Annotated in this window: 15 protein-coding genes; 4 read left to right on the top strand and 11 right to left on the bottom strand. The window is 53.4% G+C overall.

Annotation, left to right across the window (positions count from 1 at the left end):
• Nucleotides 1-61: 61 nt before the first annotated feature.
• The 3 genes from aroA to AM379_RS15835 all read right to left on the bottom strand — a co-directional run bounded on the left by aroA (nt 62) and on the right by AM379_RS15835 (nt 3,357).
• Nucleotides 62-1,345 (bottom strand): 3-phosphoshikimate 1-carboxyvinyltransferase, encoded by a 1,284-nt coding sequence (gene aroA / locus AM379_RS15845; RefSeq protein WP_032677797.1) that lies wholly within the window; start codon nt 1,343-1,345, stop codon nt 62-64.
• 68 nt (nt 1,346-1,413) lie between these two features.
• Entirely contained in the window at nt 1,414-2,502 is a 1,089-nt protein-coding gene (serC, locus tag AM379_RS15840) for a 3-phosphoserine/phosphohydroxythreonine transaminase (RefSeq protein WP_025204554.1), read from the bottom strand.
• Between the two features lie 162 nt (nt 2,503-2,664).
• The gene (locus AM379_RS15835) at nt 2,665-3,357 is read right to left on the bottom strand and encodes a DUF421 domain-containing protein (protein ID WP_020884820.1); all 693 of its coding nucleotides are present in this window, start codon (nt 3,355-3,357) and stop codon (nt 2,665-2,667) included.
• Between the two features lie 127 nt (nt 3,358-3,484).
• On the opposite strand from AM379_RS15835, the gene ycaO reads away from it, so the two are divergent.
• The 4 genes from ycaO to pflA all read left to right on the top strand — a co-directional run bounded on the left by ycaO (nt 3,485) and on the right by pflA (nt 9,788).
• Entirely contained in the window at nt 3,485-5,245 is a 1,761-nt protein-coding gene (ycaO, locus tag AM379_RS15830; protein ID WP_032677795.1) for a 30S ribosomal protein S12 methylthiotransferase accessory factor YcaO, read from the top strand.
• A gap of 406 nt (nt 5,246-5,651) precedes the next feature.
• Entirely contained in the window at nt 5,652-6,509 is an 858-nt protein-coding gene (gene focA, locus AM379_RS15825) for a formate transporter FocA (RefSeq protein ID WP_025204555.1), read from the top strand.
• A gap of 51 nt (nt 6,510-6,560) precedes the next feature.
• Nucleotides 6,561-8,843 (top strand): formate C-acetyltransferase, encoded by a 2,283-nt coding sequence (gene pflB / locus AM379_RS15820; protein ID WP_014169380.1) that lies wholly within the window; start codon nt 6,561-6,563, stop codon nt 8,841-8,843.
• 204 nt (nt 8,844-9,047) lie between these two features.
• Nucleotides 9,048-9,788, top strand: coding sequence for a pyruvate formate lyase 1-activating protein (gene pflA, locus AM379_RS15815; protein ID WP_020884823.1), 741 nt, complete (start codon nt 9,048-9,050; stop codon nt 9,786-9,788).
• 34 nt (nt 9,789-9,822) lie between these two features.
• Here pflA and AM379_RS15810 read toward each other — a convergent pair whose 3' ends face one another.
• From AM379_RS15810 to lolA, 8 genes are all read right to left on the bottom strand, one after another.
• Nucleotides 9,823-10,344 carry an anti-virulence regulator CigR family protein gene (locus tag AM379_RS15810; protein WP_020884824.1) on the bottom strand — a complete coding sequence of 174 codons (522 nt, stop codon included), beginning with the start codon at nt 10,342-10,344 and terminating at the stop codon, nt 9,823-9,825.
• Between the two features lie 123 nt (nt 10,345-10,467).
• Entirely contained in the window at nt 10,468-11,616 is a 1,149-nt protein-coding gene (locus AM379_RS15805) for an MFS transporter (RefSeq protein ID WP_014169376.1), read from the bottom strand.
• Between the two features lie 274 nt (nt 11,617-11,890).
• A complete protein-coding gene (locus AM379_RS15800; protein ID WP_106503892.1) occupies nt 11,891-12,754 on the bottom strand; it encodes a dimethyl sulfoxide reductase anchor subunit family protein in 864 nt (287 codons plus the stop codon).
• Nucleotide 12,755: 1 nt separating this feature from the next.
• Nucleotides 12,756-13,373, bottom strand: coding sequence for a DMSO/selenate family reductase complex B subunit (locus AM379_RS15795; protein ID WP_014169373.1), 618 nt, complete (start codon nt 13,371-13,373; stop codon nt 12,756-12,758).
• Between the two features lie 10 nt (nt 13,374-13,383).
• Nucleotides 13,384-15,825 (bottom strand): dimethylsulfoxide reductase subunit A, encoded by a 2,442-nt coding sequence (dmsA, locus tag AM379_RS15790; RefSeq protein ID WP_020884827.1) that lies wholly within the window; start codon nt 15,823-15,825, stop codon nt 13,384-13,386.
• 211 nt (nt 15,826-16,036) lie between these two features.
• A complete protein-coding gene (gene serS / locus AM379_RS15785; protein WP_008499983.1) occupies nt 16,037-17,329 on the bottom strand; it encodes a serine--tRNA ligase in 1,293 nt (430 codons plus the stop codon).
• 92 nt (nt 17,330-17,421) lie between these two features.
• Nucleotides 17,422-18,765, bottom strand: coding sequence for a replication-associated recombination protein RarA (rarA, locus tag AM379_RS15780; protein ID WP_032677794.1), 1,344 nt, complete (start codon nt 18,763-18,765; stop codon nt 17,422-17,424).
• Nucleotides 18,766-18,774: 9 nt separating this feature from the next.
• Entirely contained in the window at nt 18,775-19,389 is a 615-nt protein-coding gene (gene lolA / locus AM379_RS15775; RefSeq protein ID WP_014169368.1) for an outer membrane lipoprotein chaperone LolA, read from the bottom strand.
• Nucleotides 19,390-19,411: the final 22 nt, after the last annotated feature.

Raw genomic sequence — 19,411 nt, 5'->3', positions numbered from 1 at the left:
ATCACGTCAATGAGTGGGAACGCTGTAAGCGCGCCAGCACAGAGGCTGGCGCGAAGGCAAATCAGGCAGGGGTACTGATACGCGCCAATTGCTCGAAGTAGTCCGGGAAGGTTTTCGCCGTACATTTCGGGTCGAGAATGGTCACCGGCGTATCGGAGAGCGCCACCAGCGAGAAGCACATTGCCATGCGGTGATCGTTATAGGTGCCGATTTCCGCAAACTGCAGTTTTGCCGGAGGCGTGACGCGGATGTAGTCTTCGCCCTCCTCCACTTCGGCGCCCACTTTACGCAGTTCGGTCGCCATTGCGAACAGACGGTCAGTCTCTTTTACGCGCCAGTTGTAAATGTTACGCAGCGTCGTGGTGCCTTTTGCGAAGAGCGCCGCCGTGGCAATGGTCATCGCCGCATCCGGGATATGGTTCATGTCCATATCGATAGCGTTCAGCTCGCCATGGGTGCAGGAGATGAAATCATCGCCCCAGGTAATCGTGGCGCCCATTTTTTCCAGCACGTCAGCAAAACGGATATCGCCCTGAACGCTGTTACGGCCAATGCCGGTCACTTTCACCGTACCGCCCTTAATCGCCCCTGCCGCCAGGAAATAGGAGGCAGACGAAGCATCACCTTCCACAAGGTAATGACCCGGAGACTGGTACTGCTGCGCACCGCGAACCACGAATTGCTGATAAGCGCGGTTTTCCACCTCAACCCCAAAGGTTTTCATCAGGTGCAGCGTAATATCAATGTACGGTTTAGAGACCAGGTCGCCTTTGATGGTGATGACCGTATCCTGTGGTGCCAGCGGCGCAGTCATCAGCAGAGCCGTCAGGAACTGGCTGGAGACGCTGCCATCCACCTCGACGTTACCGCCATTGAAACCACCGCGCAGACGCATAGGCGGGTAATTTTCCTGCTCCAGATACTCAATCTGCGCGCCGCCCTGACGAAGGGCATCTACCAGATGGCCAATGGGACGCTCTTTCATGCGTGGCTCACCGGTCAGCACAATATTGTTGCTGCCCAGGCACAGGGCCGCCGCCAGCGGTCGCATCGCCGTCCCCGCATTACCCAGAAACAGTTCACGCTCTTCAGCCGAGCGTAACGCGCCGCCGTTGCCGGTCACTTCACAGCGGGTGCGGTCGTCAGACAGCGTGTAATGAACTCCCAACGCTTTCAGCGCATTGAGCATATGGCGCACGTCATCGCTGTCCAGCAGGTTTGTGAGGACGGTGGTGCCGTTTGCCAGAGCTGCCAGCAGCAGAGCGCGGTTCGAGACACTTTTTGAACCAGGCAGATTAATAGTGCCATCTACCCGCGCGATAGGTTGTAACGTCAGGGATTCCATGAAACTTAACTCTCAACTCAACATAATAAAAACCCCGCAGCAGGGCTACGGGGGTGAAAACAGCGTAATTAACCGTGGCGACGTTCGAAGTCGATCATGAAATCGGTCAGGGTTTTAACCCCTTCCAGCGGCATCGCGTTATAGATAGAGGCACGCATACCGCCTACAACACGGTGGCCTTTCAGCGCATGCAGGCCTGCAGCGAAGGACGCTTCCAGGAAGACTTTATCCAGGTTGCTGTCCGCCAGCTGGAACGGCACATTCATACGAGAACGGTTAGCTTTCGCGACATCGTTACGGTAGAAATCGCTCTTATCGATCACGCCATACAGCAGGTCGGCTTTCTGCTGATTGATTTTGTCCATCTGCGCCACGCCGCCGTTTTGCTTGAGCCATTTAAAGACCAGTCCAGAGAGGTACCAGGCAAACGTAGGGGGGGTGTTGAACATGGAGTCGTTATCGTTGAGGACCGTATAATCCAGAATAGACGGGCAAGACTGATGGGCTTTACCCAGCAAATCTTCGCGCACGATGACGATCGTCAAACCCGCCGGGCCGATATTTTTCTGCGCACCCGCATAGATAACACCGTAGCGGCTGACGTCAATTGGCGCGGACAAAATGGTAGAGGAGAAATCGGCTGCAACCACGACGTCTTTACCGAAGTTCGGGGTCTCGTCGATGGCAATCCCGTCGATGGTTTCATTTGGGCAATAGTGCAGGTACGCAGCGTTATCAGAGAGCTGCCATTCGCTCATCGGCTTCACGGCACGCAGGCCATCAACGGTAATTTTGGCGTCGATAACATTTGGCGAGCAGTACTTTTTGGCTTCTTTAACCGCACTTGCCGCCCAGTAACCCGCATCAACGTAGTCTGCCGTGGTTTTGTCGCCGAGGATATTCAGCGGGACGCCAGCAAACTGACCGCGGCCACCGCCGTGGCAGAACAAAACTTTGTAGTTTGAGGGAATGTTCAGCAGATCGCGAAAATCCTTTTCTGCCTCTTCCGCCACCTGAATAAACTCTTTACCACGGTGGCTGATTTCCATCACCGACGTACCCAGACCGTTCCAGTCGCAAAGTTCCTGTTGAGCCTGTTTAAGCACGTCTGCCGGCAACATCGCCGGACCTGAACTGAAATTAAAGACTTGAGCCATTTCCCCTCACCACGCTAAAAGCAATAAGTTATAACTGTGGATATCGGTTTTATCATTCAGTGACACGCGCCGCAATGTCTAAAACTTATGACCGGTGAAATGTGTCCCGCGTCACACAATACAATCTGCCATCTCACTGCGGCAAAACCGACAATATGGCTGTCAGGTAAGGCGTTTGGCCCGGCTAACCTTCGTCCATTCCGGATTTGTACAGCGGGGACATAATTGATGATCGCCCGGCTGCATCGCCACAACATGGCTACATCTTATACAGGCATATTCGCCTGACTCAGGCACGGTCGTGAAACGCTCAATAAGCATATCCGGCAGAATACAGAGCCCCGGCTTCACCTCGTCGTCAGCATAGTAATAGACGCTGATTTGCCCGTTCGTTTCCATGATTGCCAGCCGCACCTGCCCGAGTTGTTCGACACTATTCAGACGCAGTTCCATAAAAAACTCGAACTCGGTCATGTTGGCACTCTGTACATTTTCCCAGGCCAGCCGCCCGTTCTCGACGATAACCACCGGCTTCCCTTCGAGAAGATCTTCCAGCTTTTCACTTTTCGACATCAGCCACATGACAAGCCGGTAAAGTAGCGCCAGTGAGACAAAAACGATAAAGACCGGCACCATCGGCACATCGTCGTAAAAGGCGACATCCCCCGCCGCTGAACCCAGCGTCAGAATAATCAGCACCTCAAAGAGGGACATCTGCCGGACGCCACGCCGCCCGGTGATTTTGAGAAACAGAAAGACCAATACAAAGGTATACAGGCTGCGCAGGGCCACTTCGCCCAAAAATTCGGGAGGAACTTTATCAAACGCCATCCGCTGGAGATCAAATGCTTTCATTTTTCTATGCCTTAACAGTAAGTTACTGTCTGTAAGCATAGTCGAGTCTTTTATTTTCGCCGAAGATAGCACCTGTCACGCAAAACCCGTATCATTGCGCGCTTTACGTACGATAAAAGTGAACGCCATGACTCAAACGTTTATCCCCGGCAAAGACGCCGCTCTGGAAGATTCCATCGCTCGCTTCCAGCAGAAACTGACCGACCTGGGCTTTAATATCGAAGAAGCCTCCTGGCTCAACCCGGTGCCTCATGTCTGGTCCGTGCATATTCGCGATAAAGAGTGTGCCCTGTGCTTTACCAATGGTAAAGGCGCGACAAAAAAAGCGGCACTGGCCTCTGCGCTGGGTGAGTATTTTGAACGTCTGTCGACCAACTATTTCTTCGCCGATTTCTGGCTGGGTGAAACCATCGCCAACGGCCCGTTTGTGCACTATCCAAACGAAAAATGGTTCCCGCTGCCTGAAGACGACGCGCTGCCGGAAGGCATTCTCGACGCGCGTCTGCGTGCGTTCTACGATCCGGAAAACGAACTGACCGCCAGCATGCTGATCGATCTGCAGTCCGGCAATGAGGATCGTGGTATCTGCGCCCTGCCGTTCACGCGTCAGTCTGATGAGCAGACCGTCTATATCCCGATGAACATCGTTGGCAACCTGTATGTGTCCAACGGTATGTCTGCCGGTAATACCCGTAATGAAGCGCGCGTACAGGGGCTGTCTGAAGTCTTCGAACGCCACATTAAAAACCGCATCATTGCCGAATCCATCAGCCTGCCTGAAATTCCGGCTGACGTGCTGGCGCGCTACCCGGGCGTGGTGGAATCCATCGCCAGGCTGGAAGCGGAAGGTTTCCCAATCTTTGCCTATGACGGCTCGCTGGGCGGTAAATACCCGGTTATCTGTGTGGTGCTGTTTAACCCTGAAAACGGAACCTGCTTCGCCTCCTTCGGCGCGCACCCTGACTTTGGCGTGGCGCTGGAGCGTACCGTCACCGAATTACTGCAGGGCCGTGGCCTGAAAGATCTGGACGTGTTTACGCCACCAACCTTTGACGACGAAGAAGTGGCCGAGCACACCAACCTTGAAACCCACTTCATCGACTCCAGCGGTTTGATCTCCTGGGATCTGTTTAAGCAGGACGCGGACTATCCGTTCGTCGACTGGAGCTTTGCAGGTACCACCGAAGAAGAGTTCGCCACGCTGATGGCTATCTTTAAGGCGGAAGATAAAGAAGTCTACATCGCTGACTACGAACACCTTGGCGTGTACGCCTGCCGCATTCTGGTGCCGGGCATGTCCGACATCTATCCGGCAGAAGATCTGTGGCTGGCGAACAACAGCATGGGCGCGCACCTGCGTGAAACCCTGCTGGCCTTGCCGGGCAGCGAATGGGAAAAAGAAGATTACCTGAACCTGATCGCGCAACTGGACGAGGAAGGCCATGATGACTTCACCCGCGTACGCGAGCTGCTGGGTCTGGCGACCGGTAAAGATAACGGCTGGTATACCCTGCGTATTGGTGAGCTGAAAGCAATGCTGGCACTGGCTGGCGGCGATCTGGATCAGGCTCTGGCCTGGACCGAGTGGACTATGGAGTTTAACCAGTCTGTCTTCTCTGCCGAGCGCACTAACTACTATCGCTGCCTGCAAACCCTGCTGCTTCTCGCGCAGGAAGAAGATCGTCAGCCGCTGCAATACCTGAATGCGTTTGTTCGCATGTACGGTGCTGACGCCGTTGAAGCCGCCAGCGCAGCACTGAGCGGTGAAGCGCCGTTCTATGGTCTTCAGGCTGTGGATAGCGACCTGAAAGCCTTCCCGGCACATCAGTCTCTGCTGAAAGCGTATGAAAAATTGCAGAAGGCGAAATCCGCTTACTGGTCAAAATAAGCGCATATAACATTATCAGCTGTAGGCGTATTCAATCGTCTGGGCTATATTACGGGGCAATTTCATTGCCCCGTTTTTTATTTTTTTCGGCAATGACTGTTGATTGTAATAATAAAGTTAAATATGGGTAAATATAATAATATTTACCTGGGCTTTACTGTTACTTTTTATGGTAATTACTCCATATTAATTAACTGTTGCAGAGGTGGCCGAAAGAAATAATTCAACTCTTTTCATAACTTTTAAAATTTATTTTTATACGGATAATCAAATACTTACTCCGCTTTTGCTGTAAATCCATACACATTGCGGGCCTATAAGCCAGGCGAGATATGATCTATATCAATTTCTCTTCTATAATGCTTTGTTAGTATCTCGTCGCCGACTTAATAAAGAGAGAGTTAGTGTGAAAGCTGACAACCCTTTTGATCTTTTACTCCCAGCTGCTATGGCCAAAGTTGCCGAAGAAGCGGGTGTCTATAAAGCAACGAAACACCCGATGAAGACGTTCTATCTGGCGATCACGGCTGGTGTGTTCATCTCTATCGCGTTTGTCTTCTACATCACTGCTACCACCGGTACTGCCGCGATGCCTTTCGGCATGGCGAAACTGATTGGCGGTATTTGCTTCTCACTGGGACTGATTCTTTGCGTCATCTGCGGCGCCGACCTCTTCACTTCTACAGTGTTGATTGTCGTGGCAAAAGCCAGCGGAAGAATTACCTGGGGTCAACTGGCGCGCAACTGGCTTAATGTCTATGTTGGCAACCTGATTGGCTGTCTGCTCTTTGTTCTGTTGATGTGGCTCTCTGGCGAGTATATGACCGCCAACGGTGGCTGGGGACTCAACGTCCTGCAGACCGCAGACCACAAAATGCACCACACATTTATCGAAGCCGTTGCTCTCGGCATCCTCGCTAACCTGATGGTCTGCCTGGCTGTCTGGATGAGCTACTCGGGTCGTAGCCTGATGGATAAAGCCATGATTATGGTTCTGCCGGTTGCGATGTTTGTTGCCAGCGGCTTCGAGCACAGTATTGCGAACATGTTTATGATCCCCATGGGAATTGTAATCCGCAACTTTGCAAGCCCGGAGTTCTGGACTGCTGTTGGTTCAACCCCGGAAAGTTTCTCTCACCTGACTATTATGAATTTCATTACTGATAACCTGATCCCTGTCACTATCGGGAACATTATCGGTGGGGGTCTGTTAGTTGGGTTGACATACTGGGTCATTTACCTGCGTGGCGACGACCATCATTGATGGTTATCTCAGGCAGTAAATAAAAAATCCACTTAAGAAGGTAGGTGTTACATGTCCGAGCTTAATGAAAAGTTAGCCACAGCCTGGGAAGGTTTTGCGAAAGGTGACTGGCAGAATGAAGTAAACGTACGTGACTTCATTCAGAAAAACTATACCCCGTATGAAGGTGACGAATCCTTCCTGGCTGGTGCAACTGACGCGACCACCAAGCTGTGGGACAGCGTAATGGAAGGCGTAAAACTGGAAAACCGCACTCACGCGCCAGTTGATTTTGACACCTCCGTTGCTTCTACCATCACTTCTCACGATGCTGGCTACATTAACAAAGCCCTTGAGAAAATCGTTGGTCTGCAAACTGAAGCACCACTGAAACGTGCGATCATCCCGTTCGGTGGTATCAAAATGGTTGAAGGTTCCTGCAAAGCGTATAACCGCGAGCTGGACCCAATGCTGAAAAAAATCTTCACCGAATACCGCAAAACCCACAACCAGGGTGTATTCGATGTTTACACCAAAGACATTCTGAACTGCCGTAAATCTGGCGTTCTGACTGGTCTGCCAGATGCCTATGGCCGTGGCCGTATCATCGGTGACTACCGTCGCGTTGCGCTGTACGGTATCGACTTCCTGATGAAAGACAAATACGCGCAGTTTGTTTCCCTGCAGTCTGATTTGGAAAACGGTGTAAACCTGGAAGCGACTATTCGTCTGCGTGAAGAAATCGCTGAACAGCATCGCGCGCTGGGTCAGATCAAAGAAATGGCGGCTAAATATGGCTGCGATATCTCTGGTCCTGCAACCAACGCTCAGGAAGCTATCCAGTGGACCTACTTCGGCTACCTGGCCGCTGTTAAGTCTCAGAACGGTGCAGCAATGTCCTTCGGTCGTGTATCCACCTTCCTGGATGCTTACATCGAACGTGATATGAAAGCGGGCAAAATCACCGAGCAAGACGCTCAGGAAATGATTGACCACCTGGTCATGAAACTGCGTATGGTTCGCTTCCTGCGTACCCCTGAATACGATGAGCTGTTCTCTGGTGACCCAATCTGGGCAACGGAATCTATCGGTGGTATGGGTGTTGATGGCCGTACTCTGGTTACCAAAAACAGCTTCCGCTTCCTGAACACCCTGTACACCATGGGTCCTTCTCCGGAGCCGAACATCACCGTTCTGTGGTCTGAAAAACTGCCTCTGAACTTCAAGAAATTCGCCGCTAAAGTGTCCATCGACACCTCTTCTCTGCAGTACGAGAACGATGACCTGATGCGTCCGGACTTCAACAACGATGACTACGCTATCGCATGCTGCGTAAGCCCAATGGTTGTTGGTAAACAAATGCAGTTCTTCGGTGCGCGTGCAAACCTGGCGAAAACCATGCTGTACGCAATCAACGGCGGCGTTGATGAAAAACTGAAAATGCAGGTTGGTCCTAAATCTGAACCAATCAAAGGCGACGTTCTGAACTTCGATGAAGTCATGGAGCGTATGGATCACTTCATGGACTGGCTGGCTAAACAGTACGTCACTGCCCTGAACGTTATCCACTACATGCACGACAAGTACAGCTACGAAGCCTCTCTGATGGCGCTGCATGACCGTGACGTTATCCGCACCATGGCGTGTGGTATCGCAGGTCTGTCCGTTGCGGCTGACTCCCTGTCTGCAATCAAATATGCGAAAGTTAAACCAATTCGTGACGAAGACGGTCTGGCTGTTGACTTCGAAATCGAAGGCGAATATCCGCAGTTTGGTAACAACGACTCTCGCGTTGATGACATGGCGGTTGACCTGGTTGAACGTTTCATGAAGAAAATTCAGAAACTGACCACTTACCGTAACGCTATCCCGACTCAGTCTGTTCTGACCATCACGTCTAACGTTGTGTATGGTAAGAAAACCGGTAACACCCCAGACGGTCGTCGCGCAGGTGCGCCATTCGGTCCTGGTGCTAACCCAATGCACGGTCGTGACCAGAAAGGTGCTGTTGCCTCTCTGACCTCCGTTGCTAAACTGCCGTTTGCTTACGCGAAAGATGGTATCTCTTACACCTTCTCTATCGTGCCAAATGCGCTGGGTAAAGACGACGAAGTACGTAAAACTAACCTCGCGGGTCTGATGGATGGTTACTTCCACCACGAAGCGTCCATTGAAGGTGGTCAGCACCTGAACGTGAACGTAATGAACCGTGAAATGCTGCTTGATGCGATGGAACACCCTGAGAAATATCCTCAGCTGACCATCCGTGTATCCGGCTACGCAGTACGTTTTAACTCCCTGACGAAAGAACAGCAGCAGGACGTTATCACCCGTACTTTCACTCAGTCCATGTAAGTGGAATTGACTGAAATCACGCGTTAAAAGGCGTACAATAAAGGCTCCACATACGTGGGGCCTTTTTAACACTCTCTCCATCACAGTCTCTTTTGTCCGCTATCTATACTCTATGGATAACAGCCAAAACAGACTTAAACACAGCCGGTTTTGAGCTGTGCATACACAGGCCCCGGACGGGCCGATGCTGGAGATATCACCGCAATGTCAATTATTGGTCGCATTCACTCCTTTGAATCCTGTGGCACTGTCGATGGCCCGGGTATCCGCTTTATCACCTTTTTCCAGGGCTGCCTGATGCGCTGCCTTTACTGCCATAACCGTGACACCTGGGATACGCACGGCGGCAAAGAAGTGACCGTCGAAGAACTGATGAAAGAGGTGGTGACCTATCGTCACTTTATGAACGCATCCGGCGGCGGCGTAACCGCTTCCGGCGGTGAAGCCATTCTGCAGGCCGAATTCGTGCGCGACTGGTTCCGCGCCTGTCGCAAAGAAGGCATTCATACCTGTCTCGATACAAACGGTTTTGTCCGCCGCTACGATCCGGTCATTGATGAACTGCTCGACGTCACCGACCTGGTGATGCTCGATCTCAAACAGATGAACGATGAGATCCACCAGAATCTGGTGGGTGTTTCCAACCACCGTACGCTGGAGTTCGCCAAATACATCTCCGGGAAAGGCATCAAAACCTGGATCCGCTATGTTGTTGTACCTGGCTGGTCAGATGATGACGATTCCGCGCATCGGCTGGGAGAATTTACCCGCGATATGGGCAACGTTGAGAAAATTGAGCTTCTGCCCTACCACGAACTGGGTAAACACAAGTGGGTCGCCATGGGCGAAGAATATAAACTCGATGGCGTTAAGCCGCCGAAGAAAGAGACGATGGAACGCGTGAAAGGTATTCTTGAACAGTACGGCCACAAGGTAATGTATTAAGAAAAGGCCCGGTGAGAACCGGGCCTTTTTTATATTATCTGAAGACGCCATTAATAATGGTGGTCACAACCGCAGTACTCAGCGCAATTAAGACCAGATCGTCACCGACGACACGCCATTCATAACCAGGATAGGAAGGAAGCTGGCCCAGCATAGAGGCCGGCACGGTTTTCTTCGCAATGCCCGGAGGGAGCGGTTTACCGCGTGCGAGGTTTTTCGCAATACCCGGAGGCAGTGACTCATAACCTGTTAAGCCGTAATTGAGTGCCAGGTGACGGGCATGATCGAAGCTCACACGGGCGTCGACATCGTCACTGACGCTTTTATTCGATTTACCTGGATTTTCCTGACCGTTATTTTGTTTATTACCGTGGGTACCGGAATTTCCGTTGCCATGACTACCGGAATTGCCGTGACTGCCGCCATTACCTTGTCCGCCACTGTTCCCGTGACCACTGCCATTCCCGTTACCCGGGTTAGCCATGACCGGAGCTGCAGCAAACGTTAAAGACAACACTACTGCCAGAGCGGTAGTGGTAAAACGACGAGTAGACATGATTGTTGCCTTTTAGTGATATAACTCACCTGAATTATCGCCTGGTGCAATAAACAAACAATACGTAAAAGTCTTATATGTGATGGGGACAAAAAAGCCAGTCATCGACTGGCTTTTTATTAATCAGGCATGCGCCACAGGCGTCGGGTGTTCTCCCACTTTGCGCAGCAGCATTAAGAGATAAATAAACGATACGCTGGCGATCATAATAAACAGCAAATTGTCGGAGTAATTCTGCATCAGCATCGCGGTAAAGGTCGGTCCCAGCAGGCTGCCGATGGTATAGCTCAGTAACAACGCCTGGTTCATTGCCACTAACTGGTGGTGTTCAACTTTCTCACAGGCCCAGGCCATCGCGACCGGATAGAGCGTAAAACCTGCGGCACCCAGAATAAACAGCGCAGGCGCCATCGCCGCATTGCTGAGCATGGCGAGACAGCCCATGATCACCACAAAAACCTGAACACGCAGCACCAGCAGGCGACCAAAGCGATCGGCCAGGCGTCCAATCGGCCACTGACCGACAATCCCCGCACTCACCATCACCGCCATCCAGAAACCGATCCCGGAATCGCTGACGCCCTGATGGTTCAGATAAAGCGGCATCAGGCCATACAGTGAACCAAGCACAATTCCGGAGATAATACAGCCGTTAACGCCAAGGCGCGCCTGACGCAGTCTCAGCATTGGCCAGACGTGGGTTGCTTCCTGGTGTTCGCTGTTCTGGTTCACAATGCGCGTAAAGAGCAGCGGCAGGATTGCTGCCAGCACCATTCCCGTCACCCACGGCAAAACGCTCATCAGGTCGGTTGGCAGTTTGCTCACCATCAGTTGACCAAGCACGGTACCGATGTAATAAACCATCATATAGGCTGCCAGCAGGCGTCCGCGGTTACGTGACGTGCCGCTGCACATCAGCGCGCTTTCAACCACCACCCAAATCATCGCGCAACCCACTCCGGCGATAAAGCGCCATACCATCCAGCTCCAGAAGCCGACCATCAGGCCCAGCCCGGCACATCCGACAGCGAAGAGCAGCGAGGCCAGATAATAGCTGCGGTTAAAACCAAAGCGTTTAATCAGGCTTCCTGTAACCAGCGTACCCAGCAGGTTGCCGGTAAAAAAGGACGAGCTGACCATACCCACCTGCCAGGTCGGTAAGTTTTCATGGGCGAGCCACAGCGGGACGAGCGTATTTAACACTGCGATCGCCAGGGTCAGCAGAAGCAGGCCACAGAGCAATAAAAGCACTGGCCGGGTATAGATGGTCATGGATTAAAAACCGTGAGGAAGTTCAGATTTCGTGCGCATCATGCCACTGGCAAAAACAAAGTCAATCCACTGATTTCACCGCCACGCACGATATGTTCCCTGTCGATTTAAAAAACTTATCCTGCTAATGCAACGCCTGCTATAGATATGAATTATGTATCTGTTTTTATTTATTAATGCCCGAAGTGAAAACAAAACGTCAGTCGAAAAATTTCATGATTAAAATAAAAAAAGCCGGGCGCTCCGTCCCGGCTTTATCTCACCCACTGCAACGTTAACTGGCGACGGCCATACCTACGGTCATATGCAAACCATAGAACACACCGCGGCCGATCAGTTCACCTGCGAGGACCAGCACAAAAGCCAGTGACAGGAGCGGCAGCGCGGGTTGATACCCCTTAAGCTGAGGCACAATCCAGCACACCAGTGCCGCCACCAGCAGGACCACGCGCCAGGCCATCAGCGAGCCGTATGCCGGCACCAGGGCAGATGCCTGCTGAACAGAGCTGTGAATGGTTGCCAGCTCCGCGCCCTGCATCAGGGTGACGACTGCGCTCACCACCAGCGCCAGCAGTGAAACGACAGGCAGCAAACGCATCGCCCAACCGTCAACACCCGCGACGCGCAGCAGCATGAAGCCAAGAAGCTGCCCACCAATAAACAGCGTCAGGAAGAAGCTCATCGGCGTCCAGATGCTGTACCAGGTCGGCACGGTGTCGATGGTGTTATAGACCCGCACCATCATCCACACAAACACCACGCCCAGCACCATCGTGACAATCAGCCACACGCTGCGCAGCCCTGCCGGCAATTTCTTCAGTGCTGCCAGCAGCCAACCCAGCCCACCCACAGCAAAGAAGATCGCCCCGCTGGCGATTTCATTACTGAGTGACGATGCTCCCACCCGGTTCAGAGAGTTGAACGCGCGCATTGGCGAGCCGAGGTGCAGCGTAGAGGCAATAAAGCCAATTCCCATCAGCACCCACAGGCCAAACATACTCAACACTAAACGTTGTTGTTGCTCAGCAGTGAGATTTCCTTTCAGCAGCGCCAGCGCGAGGACAATAAAACCGCCCGCCACACACTGCCCAAAGACCGTGAAGATCATCAGCGGCCATTCATGCCATCCACTTCCCATCTCACACCTCCTTCGGGTTTGCCAGGTAGCCGGTGGTATCCCCTGTCGGGCGGCTGTTGGCGTTAGGTTTAATCACGATGCTCGGCTTCGTGAAGTGCGCGGACGGCAGCGGTGCGACGGCCGCCAGCTGACCATGTTTTTTACGCAACTCGTCGATAGGACCGAAATCCAGCGCGCGCAGCGGGCAGGACTCCACGCAGATTGGCTTTTTGCCGTCTGCCACGCGGGTGTGGCAGCCGTCGCACTTGGTCATATGCCCTTTGGCGGCGTTGTACTGCGGGGCACCGTACGGACAGGCCATGTGGCAGTAGCGACAGCCGATGCAGACATCTTCATCCACCACCACAAACCCGTCGTCACGCTTGTGCATCGCCCCGCTCGGGCAGACCTTGGTACAGGCCGGGTCTTCGCAGTGGTTGCAGGCAATCGACAGGTAGTAGGCAAACACGTTCTGGTGCCAGACACCGTTGTCTTCCTGCCAGTCACCGCCCGCGTATTCATAAATACGGCGGAAGCTGACGTCCGGGGTTAAATCTTTGTAATCCTTGCAGGCGAGCTCGCAGGTTTTGCACCCGGTGCAGCGGCTGGAATCAATAAAAAATCCATACTGGGTTGTCATCGGTTACTCCTTACACCTTTTCAACCTGAACAAGGTTCGTGTGGGACGGGTTGCCCTTCGCCAGTGGCGACGGACGCTGCGTGGTCAGTACGTTAATACTGCCTGCCTGGTCGATGCGATTCGCATCCGGGCTATACCAGGCCCCTTCCCCCAGCGCGACAACGCCAGGCATCATGCGCGGAGTCACCTTGGCTTCAATGTGTACCTCACCGCGACCGTTAAAGATGCGCACGCGGTCGCCATTGCTGATCCCACGGGCTTTGGCATCCATCGGGTTAATCCACATCTCCTGACGGCAGGCAGCTTTCAGTACGTCGACGTTGCCATAGGTAGAGTGAACACGCGCTTTGTAGTGGAAGCCGGTCAACTGCAGCGGGAATTTCGCGGTCAGCGGATCGTTGTAGTTTTCAAAGCCCGGCGTGTAGATCGGCAGCGGATCGATAACATCCCCTTCCGGCAACTCCCAGGTAGAGGCAATTTTTGCCAGCTCTTCTGAATAAATTTCAATTTTGCCCGATGGCGTGGTTAGCGGATTGGCCTGCGGATCGTCACGGAAAGCTTTGTACGCCACGTGGTGGCCTTCCGGATCACGCTGTTTGTACATCCCCTGCTCACGGAAGGTATCGAAATCCGGGAGGTCAGGGATCGCTTTGCGGGAGAGTTCATGCAGATGGCGCATCCACCCTTCCTGCGTGCGCCCCTCGGTAAATTGCTGCTCAACGCCAAGACGTTTCGCCAGCTCAGAGGTCATCTCGTAGATGGTTTTGCACTCAAAGCGAGGTTTAATGGCCTGATCGGTAAAGATGACGTAGGACATGTTGCCGCAGGAGGCATCCAGCGCGAAATCCATCTGCTCAGAGGCCGTGCAGTCCGGGAGAATAATATCGGCATATTTTGCCGAAGAAGTCATGTGGCAGTCGATCACCACAATCATCTCGCACTTCTTGTCATCCTGCAGGATTTCATGGGTGCGGTTAATTTCAGAGTGCTGGTTGATGAGACAGTTGCCGGCGTAGTTCCAGATCATTTTGATCGGGACATCCAGTTTGTCCTTACCCCGCACGCCGTCACGCAGCGCAGTCATTTCCGGGCCGCGTTCAATGGCATCAGTCCACATAAACATGGAGATACTGGTCTGAACCGGGTTTTCCAGCGTCGGCATACGTTCAAACGGCACTTCATAGGAGCCTTCACGCGCACCGGTGTTACCGCCATGAATGCCTACGTTACCCGTCAGAATGGCGAGCATCGAAATGGCACGGGTGGCAATTTCACCGTTCGCATGACGCTGTGGACCCCAGCCCTGACTAATATAGGCCGGTTTAGCCGAGCCAATCTCGCGTGCCAGTTGAACAATACGGTCTACCGGAATTCCCGTGATGGTGGACGCCCATTCCGGCGTTTTGGCAATACCGTCGCTGCCCTGACCGAGAATATAGGCCTTATAGTGGCCATTAGCCGGCGCGCTGGCTGGCAATGTTTTCTCGTCATAACCGACGCAGTATTTATCGAGGAACGGCTGATCGACCAGATTTTCAGTGATCATCACCCACGCCAGCGCGGAGACCAGCGCAGCATCGGTGCCAGGACGAATCGGGATCCACTCATCTTCACGCCCTGCACCGGTGTCGGTATAGCGCGGGTCGATAATAATCATGCGGGCATTCGATTTGGCGCGCGCCTGTTCGAGGTAGTACGTTACCCCGCCACCGCTCATACGCGTTTCACCCGGGTTGTTGCCGAACAGCACCACCAGCTTACTGTTTTCGATATCAGACGGGCTGTTACCGTCTGCCCAGCCACCGTAGGTGTAGTTCAGACCGGCGGCAATCTGCGCCGAAGAGTAGTCGCCATAATGGTTCAGATAACCGCCGCAGCAGTTCATCAGACGGGCCACCAGCGTTTTCCCCGGTGGCCAGGAGCGGGTCAGCGTGCCGCCGAGCGTCCCGGTGCCATAGTTCAGATAGATGGATTCGTTGCCGTAGTCTTTGATCAGACGCTGCATGTTCGTCGCGATGATGTCGTAGGCTTCATCCCAGCTAATGCGCTCGAACTTCCCTTCTCCACGCTTGCCAACGCGTTTCATCGGGTACTTCAGGCGGTCCGGGTTATAAACGCGACGACGCATTGAACGGCCGCGTAAGCAGGCGCGGACCTGATGTAACCCCTCGTAGTTATCGTCCCCGGTATTATCGGTTTCGACATATTTAATCTCACCATCCACCACATGCATACGCAGTGGACAACGGCTACCGCAGTTTACGGTACAGGCACTCCACACCACTTTTTCCGGGGTGGCCGGGGACAATGCATCCGCCGCCGACACCAGACGAGAAAAAGGGAGCGTAAAGGCGCTGCTGGCAACGGCCAGACCACCAATTGCCGTGGTTTTCATCAACCCACGGCGAGTGACCTCGGCAGCCATTAACGCTTCAGGCGCTTTGATTTTCATAGAGACTCACTTTGGTTGCTCACAAAGAAAAGAGAGGCGGCATATGCCGCTATATAGTTTTATATATAACGAATAACTTCGTTATTGGTTTTTTATGCTGACTTTCATTCGGAGGAGTATTACTACTTTGGAGGGAGGGGTTATTGCGTCGTATCAATTCTAAGGTATAAAAAAAGCGCCCTGAGGCGCTTTTTTGTTTCACGTCAAATCATTAACCGATGTACTGCTGGCCTTTCATGTACGGACGCAGCACTTCAGGGATCTCAATACGACCGTCCGCCTGCTGATAGTTTTCCAGCACGGCAACCAGTGTACGACCGACAGCCAGACCAGAACCGTTCAGGGTATGCACCAGACGAGTTTTCTTGTCAGACTTGCTGCGGCAACGTGCCTGCATACGACGCGCCTGGAAATCCCAGACGTTTGAGCAGGAGGAGATTTCACGGTAGGTATTCTGCGCAGGAACCCAGACTTCCAGGTCGAAGGTTTTGCAGGCACCAAAGCCCATATCACCGGTGCACAGCGCCATACGACGGTACGGCAGACCCAGCAGCTCCAGCACTTTTTCAGCGTGGCCGGTCATTTCTTCCAGCGCGTCCATCGACTCTTCCGGGCGGACAATCTGCACCATCTCTACTTTGTCGAACTGGTGCATACGGATCAGACCACGCGTGTCGCGACCGTAAGAACCCGCTTCAGAACGGAAGCACGGAGAGTGTGCTGTCAGTTTGATTGGCAGGTCGTCTTCGTCGATGATCTCATCACGCACGAGGTTAGTCAGCGGCACTTCCGCAGTTGGGATCAGCGCGTAGTTGCTGCTGTCAGCTTCCTCGTCCAGCGGACGGGTGTGGAACAGATCGCCGGCAAATTTTGGCAGCTGGCCAGTACCGTACAGCGTATCGTGGTTAACCAGATACGGGACGTAGGTTTCGCTGTAACCGTGCTGCTCGGTGTGCAGATCCAGCATAAACTGCGCCAGAGCGCGATGCAGATGAGCAATCTGGCCTTTCATCACAACGAAGCGAGAACCGGTCAGCTTAACTGCGGCCGCAAAGTCCAGGCCGGCATGCATTTCGCCCAGGGTCACATGATCGCGAACCTCGAAGTCGAACTCGCGAGGCGTGCCCCAGCGTTTCACTTCAACGTTGTCGTTTTCATCTTTACCGACAGGTACGCTATCGTCAGGAATGTTCGGGATCGCCAGCGCGATATCACGGATCTCGGCCTGAAGCACGTCCAGCTCCGCTTTCGCCTGATCCAGCTCTTCACCCAGTTTGTTCACTTCCAGGCGTAATGGCTCAATGTCTTCCCCGCGCGCTTTCGCCTGGCCGATGGATTTCGATCGAGAATTACGCTCTGCCTGCAGATTTTCAGTTTGTACCTGCAGAACTTTACGACGCTCTTCAAGAGCGCGCAGCTTATCTACATCCAGCTTAAAGCCCCGGCGTGCCAGTTTTTCAGCGACTGCGTCTGGCTCATTACGCAGCAGATTGGGATCGAGCATGCTTATCCTGTGCTTATCGAATTAAAATAGGAAAATGTGACCACAGCCTGCGGCCACAGGGATACATTGCCAACATTACCGCAACGATCGCACTAACGGTAGCGTTTTATAGGGCTATTTTGATCCTGTCCGGCGAGCCAGGCGAGCTTTTCGCCAATCTTGCCTTCAAGACCTCTGTTTGTGGGGTGATAATAGCGGGTTTGTGCCATCTCCTGCGGGAAATATTCCTCCCCGGCGGCGTAGGCATTGGGTTCGTCGTGGGCGTAGCGGTATTCCTGCCCATACCCCATCTCTTTCATCAGTTTGGTCGGCGCATTGCGCAGATGTACCGGCACGTCATAATCCGGACGTTCGCGGGCGTCGGACATGGCCGCTTTAAAGGCGATATAGACAGCGTTACTTTTCGGTGCGCAGGCCAGATAAACAATCGCCTGAGCGATAGCACGCTCGCCTTCAGCAGGCCCGACGCGGGTAAAGCAGTCCCAGGCCGAAATAGCCACCTGCATGGCGCGTGGGTCGGCATTCCCGACATCTTCAGAGGCAATCGCCAGGCAGCGACGGGCCACATACAGCGGATCGCCACCGGCGGTGATAATGCGGGCATACCAGTAAAGCGCCGCATCGGGCGCGCTGCCGCGCACCGACTTATGCAGTGCCGAAATCAGATCGTAAAACCGATCGCCTTTATTGTCGAAACGCGCGCTGCGCTCCCCGGCGATCTCGGTGAGCAACGCCGGTTTCAGTACCCGCTTGCCGGACGCATCCACTTCGGCCATATCGGCCATCATTTCCAGCGTATTAAGTGCCCGGCGGGCGTCGCCGTTAACCAGTTCAGCGATCGCCCGGCGCGTGTCGTCAGGCAGAACGATATCCTGCCCGCCGTAGCCGCGCGCGTTATCGTTCATCGCCTGCGTGAGAACCTGTTCAATATCCTCCACGGTCAGGGATTTGAGCAGGTAAACACGTGCACGGGAAAGCAGTGCGGAATTGAGTTCAAACGACGGGTTTTCGGTGGTGGCACCGATGAAGAAAATGGTGCCGTCTTCAATGTGCGGCAGGAAAGCATCCTGCTGGCTTTTATTGAAACGGTGAACTTCGTCGACAAAGAGAATGGTACGTCGCCCGGCATTGCGGTTTTGCCGCGCACGTTCAATCGCCTCGCGGATCTCCTTCACGCCGGACGTGACCGCCGAGATGCGCTCGACATCCGCGTTAGCATAGCGGGCAATAACTTCCGCGAGCGTGGTTTTGCCTGTTCCGGGTGGGCCCCAGAGGATCATGGAGTGCAGATGCCCGGCCTCAATGGCACGCGGCAAGGGTTTCCCCGCAGCCAGCAGGTGTTGCTGGCCGATGTACTGCGCTAAATTTTCTGGCCGCATACGAGCGGCCAGAGGTTGAAACGCATTCTCAGAAAAATCGAGCGACAGATTGCTCACTCATGCCTCTTACTTGTTGCGCTGATCGTCCACCGTTACGCCCTGCGGCGGGGTAAAGGTGAATTTAGACGCGTCAACCGCGCCATTTTGCTGGGTCTTGAGCTGGTAGCTGCTACGCTGGTCGTCCTGCTCAACCGCACCAAACTGATTAATGGTTCCGTTGGTGCTCACGTTGATGGTGAACTGTTTCAGGTTGCCATTGCTGCCTTTCGGCGTCAGAACAAATTCATCACCATTCTGTTTGATATTGTACTGCTGCCAGTCGCTGGACTGGTTACGCGCAATCAGCATGAAAGGCGTATTGCTGGTCGCGTCTTTCAGCCAGGTCGCGGTAGCCTGCTCGACAAACGGGTTGTAGAACCACAGGGTCTTACCGTCAGAAACCAGGATACTCTCATCCGGCTGAGTCATATGCCAGTTAAACAGATTCGGGCGTTTTACCCACAAATCCCCCTGACCTTCCTGCACCGCATTGCCACTGCCGTCAGTCACTTTTTGCGTGAAGCTGGCGTGGAAACTGCTCACTTTATCCAGTCGGCTTTTAAGGTCGCTGGCCGCATCAGCCCAGACGCTGCTGGCGACAAAACTGGTGAGTAATGCACAGGCGATTGCGATTTTTTTCATTGTTATTCCTTAAAATACGTCA

Origin of the sequence: Enterobacter cloacae complex sp. FDA-CDC-AR_0132, assembly GCF_003010695.1 — a bacterium.
Lineage (GTDB): Bacteria > Pseudomonadota > Gammaproteobacteria > Enterobacterales > Enterobacteriaceae > Enterobacter > Enterobacter ludwigii.
This window is presented reverse-complemented; position numbering and strand designations above follow the sequence as displayed.